The sequence below is a fragment of the Hyphomonas pacifica genome (genome assembly GCF_000682675.1).
Lineage (GTDB): Bacteria > Pseudomonadota > Alphaproteobacteria > Caulobacterales > Hyphomonadaceae > Hyphomonas > Hyphomonas pacifica.
In genome coordinates this window covers 1-15,896 of record NZ_AWFA01000014.1, presented here as the reverse complement: position 1 = coordinate 15,896, position 15,896 = coordinate 1, and the positions used below count along the sequence as shown (strand labels likewise).

Genomic DNA, 15,896 nt, shown 5'->3' with positions numbered 1-15,896 from the left:
GCACGCAACTGACAAGTAAAATCCCAAGTCGCTGGACCTGCTGTAGGAATTACACAATAAAGGGAGAGAAATGGTGCCGCTAAGGTGACTTGAACACCTGACCCCCGCATTACGAATGCGATGCTCTACCAGCTGAGCTATAGCGGCATATCCAGTTTCGAGCCCAGCCTAATACCGGCAGAGACCATATTTCGCAAGACGCTTTTGTCGCTTTCCGCCTGCGCATTGCAGCAGGCCAGCCTCAATCCTCATCGGCAACATAGTCCAGCGGTGGAACTACAGGGCCGTCCGGCGCCTTGGGCGGAGTGACCTTGTCGTCCTCAGGTGCTGGCAGAGCCATCACACGCCCGGCCTCCAGTTCGCGCCCGAAGGATTCATAGCGCGGATGCACCAGATCGCCGACATCGCCAAAGGCATAGACCAGGCGGCTCCAGTCGCGCACCGAATAGTCGAACGCAGTACCCTTCGGATCAAGGTCAGACCAGTCTGGCTCCCGAGAAGCTGAGACCGCCATACGCCCCCAGCGGTCCGCTTCCTTCTTGTCACCATAGCCTCTCAGAGCGCGCTCCATCAGCAGGCAGAGGCGTGCGGTCGGGTTCTCTTCTACCAGTAGCGCCAGTGTCTTGATCGCGTCGGTCCAGTCCGCCTTGTCCATGGCGAGCTCTGCCGAGAGAATCTTGCTCTCCCGATGGCCAGGATTCATGTCGATCAGGCCTTTGAGGCGTCCTGCAATGTTGGCTTCGGTATCCTGCGGCACCAAGCGGCGGGAGAGTTGCGCCAGCGCTGGATGTGGCCTGGCCTTCCAGCCAAGCTCCAACACGCCTTGGGCGGCCTTGGCTTTACCATCCGTCATAAGATGCCGTGCGCCATGCCAGGCAGCAGGTGGAAATGCCGGTGCAGACCGGATCGCCTCGGCCAGTTCTTTTTGTGCTTCCAGCTTGCTCTCATGCGGCAGGCCGACAGCCCGCGCCGTGTGCAGCACAGCCCGGCGGCGGCGCAGACTGTCGCCGGCGACAAGCCCGCGCTTCTCCCCGATGGAGAGCGTTTCAAGCGCCTTGGTCCACTCCCCTTTCGAAACCTGTAGGTCGAAGAGATTGTTGAAGGGCCAGTCGGCAGAGGACTTGATGCCCAACGCTTCCCGCGCCCGGGCCTCTGCGGTCAATTGATCGCCTCGCTCAGCGGCGGCGGCGGCACTACCACGCAGGCCAGCCAATTGCCCGCCCGGCAGGCGGCTCAGCTGCCCCCAAGCACGCTCTGCCCCCGCCCAGTCATCATTGGCTTCTGCCGCGCGCGCTTCCAGCAGCAGTTTCAGCCGCTCGTCCTCGGCATGCCTGGCCGCTTTTTTGGCAAGCTTTAGCGCGGCATTAGGATCACCTGCCTCCGCGGCAAGCAGACCTTCGGTCAGCGCAGAATTGGCTTTGCGTGTGCGCGACGCCTGACGCGACTTGCCAATCTTGCCCGGCAGAATGAACAGGCCACTGACCAGCCACCAGATAAAGGCGATCACGCCGCCAAACAGTAACATCAGGAAAGCCGCAAGCCCTGACTGGATGGAAATCTCACGTTCGCCGAAGGGGACAGTCACCGCTCCCGGCAGCGTCAGCGCCCACCAGACAAAGGCGGCCGATGCTGTAAACAGCAACAGGATCAGGATAAACAGGACAATCCGGTTCATGAATTCTTACTTATCCCCTTCAATGAGGCGCGTCTGCAAGGCCTCGAGCGCGGCTTCCAAAGTGATGCGCCGGTTTGCCTGTTCGGTCCAGTCAGCCATCGCGTCTGCCGTAGGGCCCTTGAGCCCCGCAATCAGCATGGCGGCCTTATCAATATCTCCTGCACGCACAGCCGTATCGGCGCGGTCCAGAATAGCAGCAGGGTCGCGATCATCGCCGTCCAGCTTGCGTACTTTGACCGCATCCCCAAATGCGCGGTTCAGCCAGGACAGGCGGTCGCCGGTCTCATCCGGAATGGCCTTGAGGGCCGCGGCGCGGGCCGGTGCAAAGCTGTCTTGCAGGGCAGAGACGGTGGGGGCCCCCATGGACGCGATGTCGTCCAATTGGCGCACGGCCGGATCAGATGGCCTCAGGCTGCGCAAGGCACGGTATTCAGATTCGAACGCCCCGCCCCGACGCGACGCCGCTTCAATTGCAGACAGGGACCGGGCGATCCGGGCGGTCTCGCTGGCCGCTTCAGCCTCGCTTCGCGCAGCCTGCTCACCGCGCCGCATATCCTCCACCAGCCCTGTCAGTTTTTCGACATCCTGATTGCCTGCCAGCTTTGCTGCCTCCAGATCTGACCGGAGGGCCTTCATGTAGGCCTCAACCGTGGCCAAGCGTGAAGGGTCTACCCCCTGTGGCCGCTCGTCAAGCGCTTCAAGCGCCTGTTCCATTTCATCCAGCCGCGTTTCCAGACCCGCGACGGCACGCGTCAGATCCTGCGGGCTAACCGCGCCGGATGTGTCGACCTCTTCCAAGGCGGTAATGCGCTTCTCCAGCGCCCGGACCGCTTCACCGGCGCCGGATGCCCCAACCTCATCAAGACGCTCTGAAAGCAAGTCGAGATCCTCAGCGAGCCTTTTGATCTGCCCATTCGGGACACCGCCCGTGCCAAGCGCTTTCATCTCATTCTTAAGATCCGTCGCCATGCGGGCCTGATCGCGGCTCAGCTTTGACAGTTCCACACTGTTGTCACCCTGCCGACGTTCCAGCGTTTCGAGACGCCCGGTCATGTCATTGGCTGCATCCCATTGCGGCGGCAGATAGCGAACACCGGCTATGCCCATCAGGCCGCCAAGACCCGCGGCAAACAGGCTGAGCACAATGGCGCCCAGCCAGCCGGGCCCACCGCCTTGCGCACGGCTGGTCTTGCTGTCCTCTTTCGGAGCTGGCTCAAAATCGGCATCAATCGGCTCGACAGAGCCGACCGGTTCTTCCGGTGACATATCGTCAGTCATGACTCACACTTTCCCCTCAGGCGGGATTTTCTTCACAGTGGCACATAGTTCTACGCCAATCAAAGCTCTTGGCGCGCCTTCTCGAGCGCATCCATCAATGCATCTTCATTTGGCCGCGCGGCATGCAGCAGACGCTTTGCCCCAGCGTCTGTCAGAGGCGTGGCTGCCGCTTCAGAGATGGCGACCAGAGTACTGGTTTCGAGTGAAATTTTGTCCACGGCGGAAAGAAAGGCCGCCGCACCCTTCGCCGAATGGATCAGCACCATGCAATCATCGGGAGCCAGAATGGCTTGCCGCGCTTTCACAGCCAGCTGCCCTATCGGCGCCGTTTCATACAATGCCTGGAACCGGGCTGTGCGCCCCCCTTCCATCAGGCGGCGGACAAGATCCCCGCCGGCAGCTGAATTCGCCACATGAAGAAATCCGCCACTGTCCGGGTCAGATTTCAGGATCATTGCCGCCAGGTCTTCGGCATTGCCATCCCCTTCGACGTGCAGGCCGAACCCCGCCTCCTGAATGGCGGCATTCGTGGCGGGCCCGACGCCCCACGCGGTCAGCCCCGCGACTTGCGGCGTCATGCCGCCAACGGCCTGCATGAAGAAGCGCACGCCATTGGCGCTGGTAAAGATCAGATTGCTGACATCCGAGAGCTCCGGAACTGATCCCTCCAGCTCCTTCAGCACCAGCATGGGGGAGAGGATTGCCTGAAAGCCCAGCCGGGCGAGCCGCTCAGCGGTTTCGGATGCCCCAGGCTCGGCCCGGGTCACGATGACGGGAGGCGTTACCATGTCTCTCCAAAGGCTGGCAGGCGCCCGCCCGCGGCCTCGCGGATCTGCGCAGCAAGGTCAGCGCCTAGGGCAGCCATCTGCTCATGCGTCGCAGACTTCAGACATGATCCGCTGGCAGACCATTTTTCTTTCCCGTCCAGCGCCAGAACTTCTCCGGACAGTAACCATTCTTCGCCCCGGTCGAATGTGTGCGCAGCGATCGGTGTGCGGCAACTGCCATCCAGCGCAGCCAGGAAAGCGCGCTCCATGTAGGCGGCCGCTTCGCTTTGCTTGTAGTTCATCTTGTCAAAGGCCACTGCAGCATCTTCCGGCAGATCATCGCGCGCGACGACGCCGACAATGCCTTGCGCGGCGGCAGGCAGCATCTCTTCAAACGAAATGGGATTTGCGACATGCGACATGCCAAGCCGCGTCAGTCCCGCCATGGCCAGATAGGTTGCGTCCGCCAACCCCTCTTCCAGTTTGCGCATGCGCGTGGCGACATTGCCCCGGAAAGTGACGATCTCAAGATCCGGTCGGCGCGCCAGTGTCTGCGCTTCGCGCCGCAGGGATGCGGTGCCGACTTTCGCACCTTCGGGCAGCTCTGCCAGAGACGAATATTTAGATGACAGGAAGCCCTCACGCGCATCCTCACGCTCCGGGAATGCCACAAAGTGCTGTCCGTCTGGCAGCACAGACGGGACGTCCTTCAGACTGTGCACAGTGACATCCACCTCACCCCGGCTGAGCGCGGCGTCCAGTTCGCGTGTAAACAACCCCTTCCCGCCGGAATTTATCAGACGCTCTGTCGTCAGTTGGTCACCGGAGGTCGTGAAGGTCACAATCTCTCCGCGCAGCGCGCCGCCAGAATGGATTTCCAGGGCGGCCGCGACCTGCCGTGCCTGCACAAGAGCAAGGGGTGAGCCCCGTGTCCCGATGCGCAAGCTGCGCTGGTCCTGAGGGTGGGTATCGTCAGAGGATATACGTGGATCAGTCATCTTCCTCCCCTAGCGCCCGAAACGCCCTTTGCCAATTGACAGAGCGCCGCGCCAAGAGATAGCGTCACTTATCGTTATTCGAGAAATACCCTTCGGAGATCCCCATGATCAAACACACCGCATCAGCGATCGCGCTTGCGTTCGTCTTGACCGCCTGTGGCCAGAACAATCAGGCCCCGACCGCCGCTGAGATAGAACAACCCGCAGTCACTGCAGAGCAGATTGCCGCCAATAGTGAACGCATCAATGCCTGGTTCGACGAGAAGTACGAAGAATCCCTGCAGTTCAGCCCAATGGGCCTGACCTTTCTGGGCCGTAAGGACAAGTATGACGAGATCGACTGCTTCACCATCGAGTGCATGCAGGAACAGCTCGACTGGCGTGTCGCGGCCACGAAAGAGATGGAAGAGATGTTCGACTATGACGCCCTCTCCCCGGCCGACAAGATTTCTTATGATATCTGGAAGTATCAGACGGACCAGGCCGTTGCCGGCAAGGAGTTCGTCTATAACGGCTACGTCTTTGATCAGATGAACGGACCTCAGGGCTTTATGCCGACCTTCATGATAAACTTCCATCGCGTCGACACAGCGGAAGACATGCAGGCCTATATCTCGCGTCTCAAGGGAATTGGTCGCGCCATGAACCAGGCCATAGACATCGCAAAGGAATCCGCCAGCCGCGGTGTTCACGCGCCAAAATTTGCCTATGAAGGCGTGATTGATCAGTCTCAGAAGGTCATCACCGGTGCACCTTTCACTGAAGGCGAAGACAGCGCCATCTATGCCGACGCAAAAGGCAAGATCGCCGCGCTGGTCGAGACCGGAGAAGTCTCTGAAGAAGACGGCGAAGCCATGCTAGAGGACGTGGAAACCGCCCTTCTGGACGATTTCAAGCCAGCCTATGAGAACATTATCGCCTTTGCGGAAGACGACATGGCGAATTCCCCAGATCCGGACAGCCCGGTCGGCGCGAATACGCAGCCCAATGGCGAAGCCTATTACAACCACCTGCTCAGCACGCAGACCACGACCGACATGACGGCAGATCAGATCCACCAAATCGGTCTGGAAGAAGTGGAGCGCATCCATGCCGAAATGGAATCCATCAAGGATCAGGTCGGTTTTGAAGGATCGCTGCAGGACTTCTTCAAAATGCTGCGTGACTCCAAGGATGACGAGCGTTTCTACTATCCGAATACGGATGAGGGGCGTCAGGCCTATATTGATGACGCGACCGCTGTGATCGACAATATCAAGGTGCACCTGCCGGAATTCTTTGGCATCCTGCCGAAGGCAGACCTGACTGTGAAACGCGTTGAGCCCTTCCGCGAACAGGACGGCGCTGCCCAGCACTATTATCCGGGCACGCCGGATGGTTCCCGCCCAGGTATCTATTACGCGCACCTCTCCGACATGACCGCCATGCCGAAGCGCGAGTTGGAAGTTATCGCCTATCATGAGGGCATTCCGGGTCACCACATGCAGATCTCGATCGCGCAGGAACTGACCGGCGTGCCGCAGTTCCGCACGCAGGCGGGCTTTACCGCCTATGTCGAAGGTTGGGCGCTCTATTCCGAATGGCTGGCTCAGGAATTCCCGGACACCTACCAGGATCCATATTCCAATTTCGGCCGCCTTGGCTCTGAAATCTGGCGTGCGATCCGCCTCGTAGTCGATACCGGCATCCACTCCAAGGGCTGGACCGAGGAAGAAGCGGTTCAATACTTCCTGGACAATGCCGCCATCACAGAGACCCAGGCCCGCTCTGAAATCCAGCGTTACATCGTGATGCCGGGTCAGGCGACCAGCTACAAGATCGGCATGATGAAGATCCAGAAACTGCGCCAGAAAGCCGAGGGCGAGTTGGGGGACAAGTTCGACATCCGCGCCTTCCACGACACCGTTCTAGGTGGCGGCGCGCTACCGCTGCAGGTTCTCGAACGCCGCGTCGACCAGTGGATCGAGGAAGTGAAAGCCTCCTAAGGCCATAAGCTGACACGAACAAATTAGCCCTCCCCCTGCCGGGGGAGGGCTTTTTTCTGCGCGCCCTCACAATATTGTTAGCGCTATCTTGACTTCACGTCTTCCCAACCGGAGAGTTTCGCAAAACAAAACAATCATCGGGGAGAAACCATATCATGCAGAGATCATTGGCCGCCCTCATTGCCATCATAGCACTCGCCGGCTGCACCAGCACGCCTCCGCCTGCGACCACACAAACCAGCAATCCCATCATCACCAACATCTTCACCGCAGACCCCGCTCCCATCGTGCATGACGGGAGACTCTATCTCTATGTCGGCCATGACGAGGCAACTGGCGACCAGATGTTCAACATAACCGAATGGCGCGTCTATTCGACAGATGACATGCAGACCTGGACCGATCACGGCCCCATCATGAAACCGAAAGACTTCAAATGGGCCATTCGCGACGCCTGGGCGTCCGAACCAATCGAAAGAGACGGCAAATTCTGGCTCTACACTGCCGTCGAGCATGATGATACAGATGTCGGCAAGGCCATCGGCGTCGCCGTATCAGACAGCCCGACAGGCCCCTTCCACGACGCGCTCGGCCACGCGCTTGTGGCCAATTCAAATACGGACGGTCCGCATGTATGGGATGATATCGACCCGACCGTGTTCGAAGATGATGACGGCACCTTCTGGCTCTATTGGGGCAATGCCAATCTCTATTACGCGCCCCTTGCGCCGGACATGACAAGCTTCGCAGCGCCAATTCAGAAGGTGGACCTGACAAATTTCGAGGAAGGCCCGTGGCTCTTCAAACGTGACAGCCTTTACTACATGGCCTATGCCGGGATCGACGAAGCGGAGAATGAAAACGAGCAGCTCTATTACTCCACCGCCCCCACCGTGACCGGCCCGTGGACCTATCGCGGCAAGCTCATGGGGCCCGGCGAGAACAGCTTCACCATCCATCCCGGCATCGTAGAGTTCAAAGGCGACTGGTATCTGTTCTATCACAATGCAGCCCTCAACATTGACGGAGAGGACGGCGCCATCGGCCGACGCTCGGTTCGCGCCGAACATCTCTATTTCAATGAGGATGGCACCATCCAGCCCGTCACCGCCACGGCGGAAGGCTTGACGCTTCCCCGGCAAGACTGAAGCGACCTTAGGTCAGGGCTTGTCATAGGTCCTCCCTGCCCTAGGCTTTCGGGCAGGGAGAAAACGCGATGAATCTCGATTTCAGTCCGGAAACGGAAGCCTTTCGCCTGAAGGTCAGAGAGTTTTTCGAAACCGATTTTCCACAAGACATCATTGCGAAAAACCGTGCTGGACAGGCTCTGACCACGGAAGATGTCCGAAGGTCGGAAATGGCGCTTGGCTCAAAGGGCTGGCTCGCCTCTGCCTGGCCGGAAGAATATGGCGGCCCCGGCTGGTCCATTGAAGAGCAATATGTGTTCGATGAGGAACTGGAACGCGCGGGTGTGCCGACGGTCACACCGATGGGCGTCGTCTATGTCGGCCCGGTAATCTATACTTTTGCCTCTGACGAACAGAAGAAAAGATGGCTCCCCGGAATCCGTAACGGTTCCATCGGCTGGGCGCAGGGCTATTCAGAGCCGGGCGCGGGCTCAGACCTCGCCTCCCTTCAGTTCAGCGCGGAACTGAAAGACGGCACCTATATTCTGAACGGTCACAAGATCTGGACCTCTGCTGCACAGCATGCGGACTGGATTTTCCTGCTGGCCCGCACCTCGCGCGGAGAAAAAAAGCAACAAGGCATCAGTTTCATCTGCTGTCCGATGGACGCGCCCGGCGTCACCGTGCGCGCGATCATCACGATTGATGGCAAGCATGTATTGAATGAAGTCCTATTCGAGAATGTCGAAGTGCCGGAAGGCAATCGCATTGGCGAAGAAGGAAAAGGCTGGACCTATTCGCAATACCTTCTGGGCTTTGAACGCACCTCCTATGCCCGGATTGGGGGCAAGCGCGCCATGCTGCGCCATGTTCGCGACGTTGCACGCGCTGCGCCGGATGGCGGCAATCATCACCTGATTGATGAGCCTAGCTTTGCACGGAAACTCACCGAGGCAGAGATGGCCGTGGATGGTCTTGAAATGACGGTCTTCCGTATCCTCTCTGCCCTGTCCTCAGGCGGATCACCGGGTGATGCGGCCTCCACGGTGAAGATCCTGGCGACGACAACGCATCAGCAGATCACGGAACTGATGCTGGAGATGACGGCCTTTTACGCTCAGGCCTTTGGCAAGGGCAGCAGCTTGTCGTCAGATATCCCGCCATACGCCGCTCCGGATGTCGCGGCCTATTTCGGCGGGCGCGCGCAATCCATCTATGGCGGAACAAACGAAATCCAGCGCAACATCATCGCAAAGAAGGTGCTGGACCTTTAAAAATGCGTAATCTCAGAAATCGTAGGCGATGCCCTTGCGTTCCCAGTCGCCATAGCGCGTGGGCTCGATCTTGCGGGGGCCGCCATGCTCGTCTTCCGGTAAATCTCCAGCATTTTCTAACTCTTTCGCACGACGCGCATCAGCTTCTTCCAGCGCGCGGCGGGCCTCGGGTGACAGCGATTTGCGACGCTCGATCTCGGCTTCGTCAGGAAAGTCGGCTGTGCTCATCTGCACTCCCCAATTCGTTAACAATCCCCATATAGCTTCTATGGAAATAATTTCATCCTCATACCTGTGACTGTTGGAGACGAGTAACCCATGGGTACCGCAAAGACCTTTATGCTCCTGGCGGCGCTGACAGCGCTGTTCATGGCTGTCGGCTATCTGATCGGCGGCGTTTTGGGCATGACGATTGCCTTTGTTGTCGCCGCGGGCATGAACATCTTCTCATGGTGGAATGCTGACAAGATCGTGCTGCGCATGCAGGGCGCCAAGGAAGTCACGCCGGATCACGCCTCCCCCATGATGCGCACCTTCGCGAATGATGTCGCACGCCTCGCGGAACGGGCAGGCCTGCCTGCCCCGCGCGTCTATGTGATTGAGACACCGCAGCCCAATGCGTTTGCCACAGGCCGCAACCCAGACAATGCTGCCGTGGCCGCCACGACCGGCCTGCTCGGCAGCCTCTCGCGGGAGGAAGTCGCCGGCGTCATGGCGCATGAACTGGCGCATGTGCAAAACCGCGACACGCTGACCATGACGGTCACCGCCACGATTGCCGGAGCCATAGGCATGCTGGCGAACTTCGCACTGTTCTTCGGCCGCGAGCGCGCCGGACTGATCGGCTCGCTCGCCATCATGATCTTCGCGCCCATGGCGGCGGCGCTGGTGCAGATGGCGATCAGCCGCTCGCGCGAGTATGAAGCCGACAAGCGCGGCGCCGAAATCTGCGGAAACCCGCTCTGGCTGGCCTCTGCCCTGCAAAAGATCGAACGCGGTGCCCGCGCTTCCATCAATGTGAATGCCGAGCGCAACCCCGCCATGGCGCACATGTATATCGCCAATCCGCTTAACGGCCGCGGCGCAGACAATCTGTTCTCGACCCACCCGGCCACCGCCAACCGGATTGAAGCCCTGCGCCGTATGGCGGCAGAGATGGGCGTCTCCTCCGAAACCGCTGACACGCCGGGCCAACGGGCCGGCCCGTGGGGCTAACAGGTACCTGATTTTATGAGTGGAGCCCTCTCTCGGCGCGCAGCCGCCGAACTCCTCATGCTGACTTTGGACAGTCGGCGCACGCTGGATGAAGCCATGGTGCGGTCGGAAAGCTTCAATGCGCTGGAAGGGTCTGACCGCGGCTTTGCCCGCGTCATGGCCAGCGCTACCCTGCGCGAGCTTGGCCGTATTGATGCAGCCCTTAGCCCTCTTCTTTCCCGCCCGCTGGAAGCGACCAGCCCCGCCATTCGCGCTTTGCTGCGTGTCGGGGCCATTCAGCTCTGGCGTTTGGAAACACACGCCCATGCCGCTGTGTCCGAAACGGTGGAGGCCGCCAAGGACTGGCCAGACGCCCGCTCCGGGGGCGGATTCCTGAACGCGGTTCTGCGCCGTGCGGCGGACATGTCGGCACCGCTGGACGATCTGCCCGCAAGCGAGATCTGGCCAGACTGGCTCGCCGCGCGATTTGAAGCAGATTTGGGTGCAAACGCCACCCGCGCCTTTGCCGCCCACCAGCTGAACGAGCCCCCCATTTTCCTCTCCGCCAAAACCTCCGCTGAAGACGTGGCTATCGCCACCGGTGGCGAGGTAACAGACAGCGGCTCCGTCCGGCTGGAAAGTGCCATGATTGAAGCGCTGCCCGGCTATGAAGACGGATACTGGTGGGTACAGGATGCTGCAGCTGCCCTGCCAGCACAGCTGCTAAATGCCGGGAGCGGAGACGCAGTGATAGACCTCTGCGCCGCGCCCGGCGGCAAGACGCTGCAGCTTGCAGCAACCGGTGCCCGCGTCTCGGCGGTCGACCGGTCCAGACCCCGCCTTGAGCGGCTGCGGGAAAATCTGCAGCGCACGGGCCTCACCGCAGACATCATCGCCGCAAATGCAGATGAATGGCGTCCACAGGAGCGTGCTTCGAAACTTCTGCTTGATGCGCCCTGCTCTGCCCTCGGCACACTGCGCCGCCACCCTGAAGGGGCCTGGATCAAGCGCGAAGCCGAGATTGACCGCTTCCCCACCGCGCAAGCCCGCCTGCTTGTCTCGGCAGCAGACATGGTCTCGCCCGGCGGCACGGTCATCTATTGTGTCTGCACACCGCTGAAGGCAGAGGGCTTTGATATTGTCGCACGAGCCATCTTAGACGGCCTGTATGAGCGTTTTGCCATTACGGAAGCCGAAATTCCCGGCTTTGAAGCCTGCCTGACGCCGGAAGGGGATCTTCTGACCCTCCCTGCCCCTGGCGCCGGTCATGACGCCTTTTACATTGCGCGCCTAAAACGCCTCTGACGTCCAAATTTTCCTTTGGTTACTGCGCAATGAACAGCTTCGCCATCAAAAGGTCTCCAAGAATTCATCTGCTATTCAGGCAAAACCGTGCAAATAACCTGCATCAAATGTGCAGGGAGCACTTCAATATGACCAAGACCTTTTCCCCCAGCAAGATCGCCGCAGGCAGCTTTGCCGCGCTGACCCTCGCACTTGCAGGCTGTGCCAATAATTATGGCACCAGCTCGGCAAGCCCCGCTGCCGTCGGCCAAGCATCCAGCGTTTATCATGGTACCGTGACCTCCGTTCGTCAGGTGACCATCCAGTCGGACCGTTCGCTGATCGGTACCGCAACAGGCGCTGTTCTTGGCGGCCTTGCAGGTTCCGAGCTTGGCGGCGGCGACAAGGCCCAGACCGCTGGTGCCATTGGTGGTGCTGTGATCGGCGGCATCGCCGGTAACGAAGCCGGCAAGGCTGTCGGCAAAAAACAGGGCTATGCTTACATTGTTCGCTTTTCCAATGGCGAAGTGAAGGAAATCATCCAGGGCGCCGATGTTTACATCGCCCCTGGTACGCCAGTTGATATCATTGCCGGCGCCGATGGCTGGAAGCTGGTACCCGCAGGCTACTAAAACTCGACAATGGCTGAAAACGGACGGTCGGCCGCCTTGTGCGGTCGGCTGTTCCAGCATAGGGAAGCACCATGCAAGACGTGCTTATTTCCCCTTCGATTCTCTCCGCTGACTTCGCCCGTCTGGGCGAGGAAATTACCGCCATTGATCAAGCCGGCGCCGACATGATTCACATCGACGTCATGGACGGTCACTTCGTGCCGAATCTGACATTCGGCCCGCCTATCATCGAAAAATTGCGGCCCTGCACGGACAAGCCATTTGACGTGCACCTGATGATTGCCCCGGTAGACCCGTTCATAGCGGCCTTTGCCAAGGCAGGCGCAAATATCCTGACTGTTCACCCGGAAGCTGGCCCGCACCTGCACCGCACACTTCAGGCAATTCGCGCAGCAGGCATGCGCCCGGGGGTTGCCCTGAACCCGGCAACTCCCGCCAGTATTATTGAACCTGTACTTGATGATATCGACCTGATCCTTGTCATGTCCGTGAATCCAGGCTTTGGCGGGCAGGCCTTTATCGACAGCCAGCTACGCAAAGTGGAACAATTGCGGGCAATGATCGATCAGACAGGCCGGAACATCATTCTGGAGATTGATGGCGGCCTGAATTCAGAAACAGCTCCAAAGGCCATTGCTGCAGGAGTTAATGCAATTGTAGCGGGGTCTGCCGTTTTCAAGGGCGGCGCATCAGCATATGCTAAGAATATTCGGGCACTCAGGCCCGGCATAAAAGTATAGTTTACAACAGAATGGACGGTGGACGTGGGAGGCGCAGACAGCGAAATTCTGGCTGATCGTACCAGATCAGGCGCTGATGACGCTGCCTTGTGGCGCCGTTTCAGAGGCGTGGCTGGCGATGACGCCAAGGTCGGTGTCCTGCAGAGATTGAAACTATCCGGGCCGATTCCGGAAAGATTTTCTCACCATCTGAAGCGTCTCGTTCCGGCCGATGACCGCCGGACTGAGGCCCTGATGCGCGATACCTGGCGTATCGGCATGGAGCGCCTTACCCTGGCCCCCGGCCAGCCCCCTTGGTCTGTCCCTCTGCCTTCCAAACATTTTGCAGACCGGCTGCACCGGTTTTCCTGGCTGCCAGACCTTCTGGCTCAGGGTGAACTGGGCGCGGACCGTGCTCTGCGCTTTGTAGATAACTGGATTGAAGACCATGGCGGCTTCAATGGCTTCTCCTGGCGTCTTGGGCCCACCAGCGTGCGCTGCTGGAACTGGATGCTGTGCGGGCCGGAGCTGTTTGAAAGCGGGCCGCAGGAGATCCGCCAGGCGCGGCTTGAATGCCTTGTGCGTCAACTGCGCTATCTGGCAGACCAGGTAGATGCCGCAACAGACCCGAAAGCCCGCTGGAACAGCTCGGTCGCCATTGTAGCCGGTGCCCTTTGCATTGACCGCGCCATGAGCATGGACAATGCGCTGGCCCGGCTGGACGCGGAATGCACCGCGCAAATCCTGCCCGACGGAGGCCATGTCAGCCGCAGTCCGTCGCGCGCCCTGCATGTTCTTGTGCATTTGCTGACACTTCAGGACCTGTTCCGCCGTGCCGGACATCCGGAACCGGACTTTTTCGGAAAATGGATTCCACGCGTCGGTGCCATGGTGGCCTTCTTCCAGTCCGGCGATGGCGGTCTAAACCCGTTCAATGATGGGGATGAGGGCCGTCCGGAAGTGGTGGATGCCGCCTTGGCCCTGCTACCAAGTCCGCCACGTCGCTTCACCTTTGCGCCCAAATCAGGATTTCAGAAGCTGGAAAAGAATGGCCTGCGTCTTGTGCTGGATTGCGGTGAAGCCCCTGCACGGCCGTTCGGGGATTTCGCCCATGCAGGCGCCCTTGGCTTTGAACTCTCCGATGGCCCGTCCCGCTTGGTAACCTCCTGCGCCTACAGCGCAGAAGTGAATGTGGACTGGCAGGCCGCCGTCCGCCGCACCGGCGCCCATTCAACCCTTGTTCTGGCAGGACGTGATTCGTCGCATTTTTCCCTGAATGAAGAATCACGCCTGCTGGCCGCAAGCGGTCCGGACGGCATTTCGGCCAAGCGCCTGGAAGAAGCTGACGAAATCTGGCTCGATGCGCAGCATGGCGGCTACAAGTCTCCCTGCGGTCTTTTGCATCGTCGCCGGCTGTTCATGTCCGGAGACGGAAAGCGTCTCGCCGGAGAGGATTCTCTGGTCCGCCCGATCTCTCAACGCCCGTCAGATGACCGTATGTTCATTGGGTTTGAGATACGTTTTCACTTACACCCGACGGTTACAGCGATGATGGGTCGCGATGCGATTCGTCTGGTCTGCGATGACGGGACCGTCTGGCGTTTCAAGACCAGCCATGAGGGTGCACGTCTGGAACGAACCGTATATTTAGGTCGCGGTGTGGTTGAAAGACCAGAGCAAATCGTTATGGCTGGTTATGCCGATCCTAATGGAGATGGACAACAGCCGCCGAATTGTATCCGGTGGGCCTTTCTGAAGGAAGAAGCATCATGACCCCCAAACATGCTGCGCGCCGCGCCATGATGCTGACGCTCGGATTTGACATTACAATGGCCTTGGTTGCCATGGCTATCTCAGTGGTACTTGTCTGGTCCTCTGAACCACGGGGTGCCTTTCCCCTGCTCTCGCTGGGCCTGAGCACAGTCTTCTTCGGCACATCTGTTTTGGCGGCCTTTATAGTCATGGGCATCCAGAAGCAGGTGTGGCGCCATATGGGCTGGCCAGACGCCGTACGCATCTTTCAGGCCATCTGTCTGGCCGCCTTGATCTACCTGCCCGTTATGCTGTTGCTGAATGGCCTGCTGGAGACCCCGCTGGCCAGCCTCATGGTGGCGTTGGTGCTATGGACCCTCGGCTTGTTTGCGGGCCGCATGTATGCCCTGTCACGCTCTACGCATGAACCGTTCCAGATTTTCAGCCCTGTCGCCAAGAATGGCCAGCCCGTCCTACTTGTGGGCGACTCGCAGAGCTGTTTTCATGTCATCCGCCGCATTCAGTCTTCCCCGCAAAGCAGCAAGGTTCGTCTGCTTGGCCTGGTCGAAACACAGGCCACTGAACCCGGACGGGCGATTCGCGGCATTCCGATAATGGGTTCTCTTGAGGAACTCGGCGACATTATCGAAGTCATCGCCGTACGCTACAAACAGGTTCCCTGGGTCGCGGTTACCGGCGCAGCCCGCAACCGCGCGACCATGCTGAAAGTGCTGGAGACGGCATCCGACCATGGTGCTGAGATCATGGCGCTGAACCGGGATGAGGCCGCGCAGGTGCTGGAACCAGTACGTCCGGCAGACCTTCTGTCGCGCCCGGAGCGTCACCTTTCCATCGAGCCTGTGCGCAATCTGGTCGAAAATGCCAATGTCCTGGTCACTGGCGGTGGCGGCACGATTGGCGCTGAACTGACACGTCAGATCGCCCGTCTCTCCCCCGCCTCGCTGACCGTATTCGATGCGTCGGAATACAATCTCTACTCCATCGACATGGAACTGTCCGACATGCTGCCCAAGGGACGCCATCACGCCCGCCTGGGTGATGTACGGGATATATACCGCGTCCGCGATGTCTTCAGCCGCGCCCAGCCCGATGTCGTCATCCATGCCGCCGCACTGAAACATGTGCCCCTGATGGAGCGAAATATCTGCGAAGCCATTCTTACCAATGTGGCGGGCGCAATCCACTCCGTT

14 protein-coding genes and 1 tRNA gene are annotated in these 15,896 nt (G+C 59.6%); 9 read left to right on the top strand and 6 right to left on the bottom strand.

What is annotated here, in order from left to right:
* Positions 1–71: 71 nt before the first annotated feature.
* The 5 genes from HY2_RS06185 to hemC all read right to left on the bottom strand — a co-directional run bounded on the left by HY2_RS06185 (position 72) and on the right by hemC (position 4,718).
* Positions 72–147 (bottom strand) — tRNA-Thr (locus tag HY2_RS06185).
* Between the two features lie 94 nt (positions 148–241).
* Positions 242–1,675 carry a heme biosynthesis protein HemY gene (locus tag HY2_RS06180; protein WP_034825778.1) on the bottom strand — a complete coding sequence of 478 codons (1,434 nt, stop codon included), beginning with the start codon at positions 1,673–1,675 and terminating at the stop codon, positions 242–244.
* 6 nt (positions 1,676–1,681) lie between these two features.
* Complete coding sequence (locus HY2_RS06175; RefSeq protein WP_034825776.1) at positions 1,682–2,953, bottom strand: COG4223 family protein; 1,272 nt, start codon at positions 2,951–2,953, stop codon at positions 1,682–1,684.
* Between the two features lie 59 nt (positions 2,954–3,012).
* On the bottom strand, positions 3,013–3,741 hold the full coding sequence (locus tag HY2_RS16685; protein ID WP_051594781.1) for a uroporphyrinogen-III synthase: 729 nt from the start codon (positions 3,739–3,741) through the stop codon (positions 3,013–3,015).
* The gene (gene hemC / locus HY2_RS06165) at positions 3,735–4,718 is read right to left on the bottom strand and encodes a hydroxymethylbilane synthase (RefSeq protein WP_051594780.1); all 984 of its coding nucleotides are present in this window, start codon (positions 4,716–4,718) and stop codon (positions 3,735–3,737) included. The genes HY2_RS16685 and hemC overlap by 7 nt, the downstream gene beginning before the upstream one ends.
* Positions 4,719–4,822: 104 nt before the next feature.
* Here hemC and HY2_RS06160 point away from each other — a divergent pair, with 104 nt between their 5' ends.
* The 3 genes from HY2_RS06160 (at position 4,823) to HY2_RS06150 (ending at position 9,104) form a co-directional block, all read left to right on the top strand.
* Positions 4,823–6,703, top strand: a complete 1,881-nt coding sequence (locus HY2_RS06160) for a DUF885 domain-containing protein (RefSeq protein ID WP_034825772.1) — start codon at positions 4,823–4,825, stop codon at positions 6,701–6,703.
* A 155-nt stretch (positions 6,704–6,858) separates the two neighbouring features.
* Positions 6,859–7,851: a glycoside hydrolase family 43 protein gene (locus HY2_RS06155; protein WP_034825769.1), complete on the top strand. Its 993-nt coding sequence runs from the start codon at positions 6,859–6,861 to the stop codon at positions 7,849–7,851.
* A 68-nt stretch (positions 7,852–7,919) separates the two neighbouring features.
* Positions 7,920–9,104, top strand: a complete 1,185-nt coding sequence (locus HY2_RS06150) for an acyl-CoA dehydrogenase family protein (RefSeq protein WP_034825768.1) — start codon at positions 7,920–7,922, stop codon at positions 9,102–9,104.
* Positions 9,105–9,116: 12 nt separating this feature from the next.
* Here HY2_RS06150 and HY2_RS06145 read toward each other — a convergent pair whose 3' ends face one another.
* Positions 9,117–9,332, bottom strand: a complete 216-nt coding sequence (locus HY2_RS06145; protein WP_034825766.1) for a DUF1674 domain-containing protein — start codon at positions 9,330–9,332, stop codon at positions 9,117–9,119.
* A gap of 90 nt (positions 9,333–9,422) precedes the next feature.
* Here HY2_RS06145 and htpX point away from each other — a divergent pair, with 90 nt between their 5' ends.
* The 6 genes from htpX to HY2_RS06115 all read left to right on the top strand — a co-directional run.
* The gene (gene htpX, locus HY2_RS06140; RefSeq protein ID WP_034825764.1) at positions 9,423–10,319 is read left to right on the top strand and encodes a zinc metalloprotease HtpX; all 897 of its coding nucleotides are present in this window, start codon (positions 9,423–9,425) and stop codon (positions 10,317–10,319) included.
* A gap of 15 nt (positions 10,320–10,334) precedes the next feature.
* The gene (locus HY2_RS06135) at positions 10,335–11,603 is read left to right on the top strand and encodes an RsmB/NOP family class I SAM-dependent RNA methyltransferase (RefSeq protein ID WP_034825762.1); all 1,269 of its coding nucleotides are present in this window, start codon (positions 10,335–10,337) and stop codon (positions 11,601–11,603) included.
* Positions 11,604–11,731: 128 nt separating this feature from the next.
* Positions 11,732–12,214, top strand: coding sequence for an outer membrane lipoprotein (locus HY2_RS06130; protein WP_051594779.1), 483 nt, complete (start codon positions 11,732–11,734; stop codon positions 12,212–12,214).
* A 71-nt stretch (positions 12,215–12,285) separates the two neighbouring features.
* Positions 12,286–12,954, top strand: coding sequence for a ribulose-phosphate 3-epimerase (gene rpe / locus HY2_RS06125; protein ID WP_034825760.1), 669 nt, complete (start codon positions 12,286–12,288; stop codon positions 12,952–12,954).
* Between the two features lie 24 nt (positions 12,955–12,978).
* The gene (locus tag HY2_RS06120; protein ID WP_051594788.1) at positions 12,979–14,706 is read left to right on the top strand and encodes a heparinase II/III family protein; all 1,728 of its coding nucleotides are present in this window, start codon (positions 12,979–12,981) and stop codon (positions 14,704–14,706) included.
* A partial coding sequence (locus HY2_RS06115; RefSeq protein ID WP_034825759.1) for a polysaccharide biosynthesis protein occupies positions 14,703–15,896 on the top strand: 1,194 nt, incomplete at its 3' end. The genes HY2_RS06120 and HY2_RS06115, both read left to right, overlap by 4 nt.

Bases quoted from the DNA above. Each gene is read 5' to 3' on its own strand.
- rpe (WP_034825760.1), top strand. From the start codon at position 12,286: ATGCAAGACGTGCTTATTTCCCCTTCGATTCTCTCCGCTGACTTCGCC.
- htpX (WP_034825764.1), top strand. From the start codon at position 9,423: ATGGGTACCGCAAAGACCTTTATGCTCCTGGCGGCGCTGACAGCGCTG.
- HY2_RS16685 (WP_051594781.1), bottom strand. From the start codon at position 3,741: ATGGTAACGCCTCCCGTCATCGTGACCCGGGCCGAGCCTGGGGCATCC.
- HY2_RS06175 (WP_034825776.1), bottom strand. From the start codon at position 2,953: ATGACTGACGATATGTCACCGGAAGAACCGGTCGGCTCTGTCGAGCCG.
- HY2_RS06155 (WP_034825769.1), top strand. From the start codon at position 6,859: ATGCAGAGATCATTGGCCGCCCTCATTGCCATCATAGCACTCGCCGGC.
- HY2_RS06150 (WP_034825768.1), top strand. From the start codon at position 7,920: ATGAATCTCGATTTCAGTCCGGAAACGGAAGCCTTTCGCCTGAAGGTC.
- HY2_RS06145 (WP_034825766.1), bottom strand. From the start codon at position 9,332: ATGAGCACAGCCGACTTTCCTGACGAAGCCGAGATCGAGCGTCGCAAA.
- HY2_RS06135 (WP_034825762.1), top strand. From the start codon at position 10,335: ATGAGTGGAGCCCTCTCTCGGCGCGCAGCCGCCGAACTCCTCATGCTG.
- hemC (WP_051594780.1), bottom strand. From the start codon at position 4,718: ATGACTGATCCACGTATATCCTCTGACGATACCCACCCTCAGGACCAG.
- HY2_RS06160 (WP_034825772.1), top strand. From the start codon at position 4,823: ATGATCAAACACACCGCATCAGCGATCGCGCTTGCGTTCGTCTTGACC.
- HY2_RS06180 (WP_034825778.1), bottom strand. From the start codon at position 1,675: ATGAACCGGATTGTCCTGTTTATCCTGATCCTGTTGCTGTTTACAGCA.
- HY2_RS06130 (WP_051594779.1), top strand. From the start codon at position 11,732: ATGACCAAGACCTTTTCCCCCAGCAAGATCGCCGCAGGCAGCTTTGCC.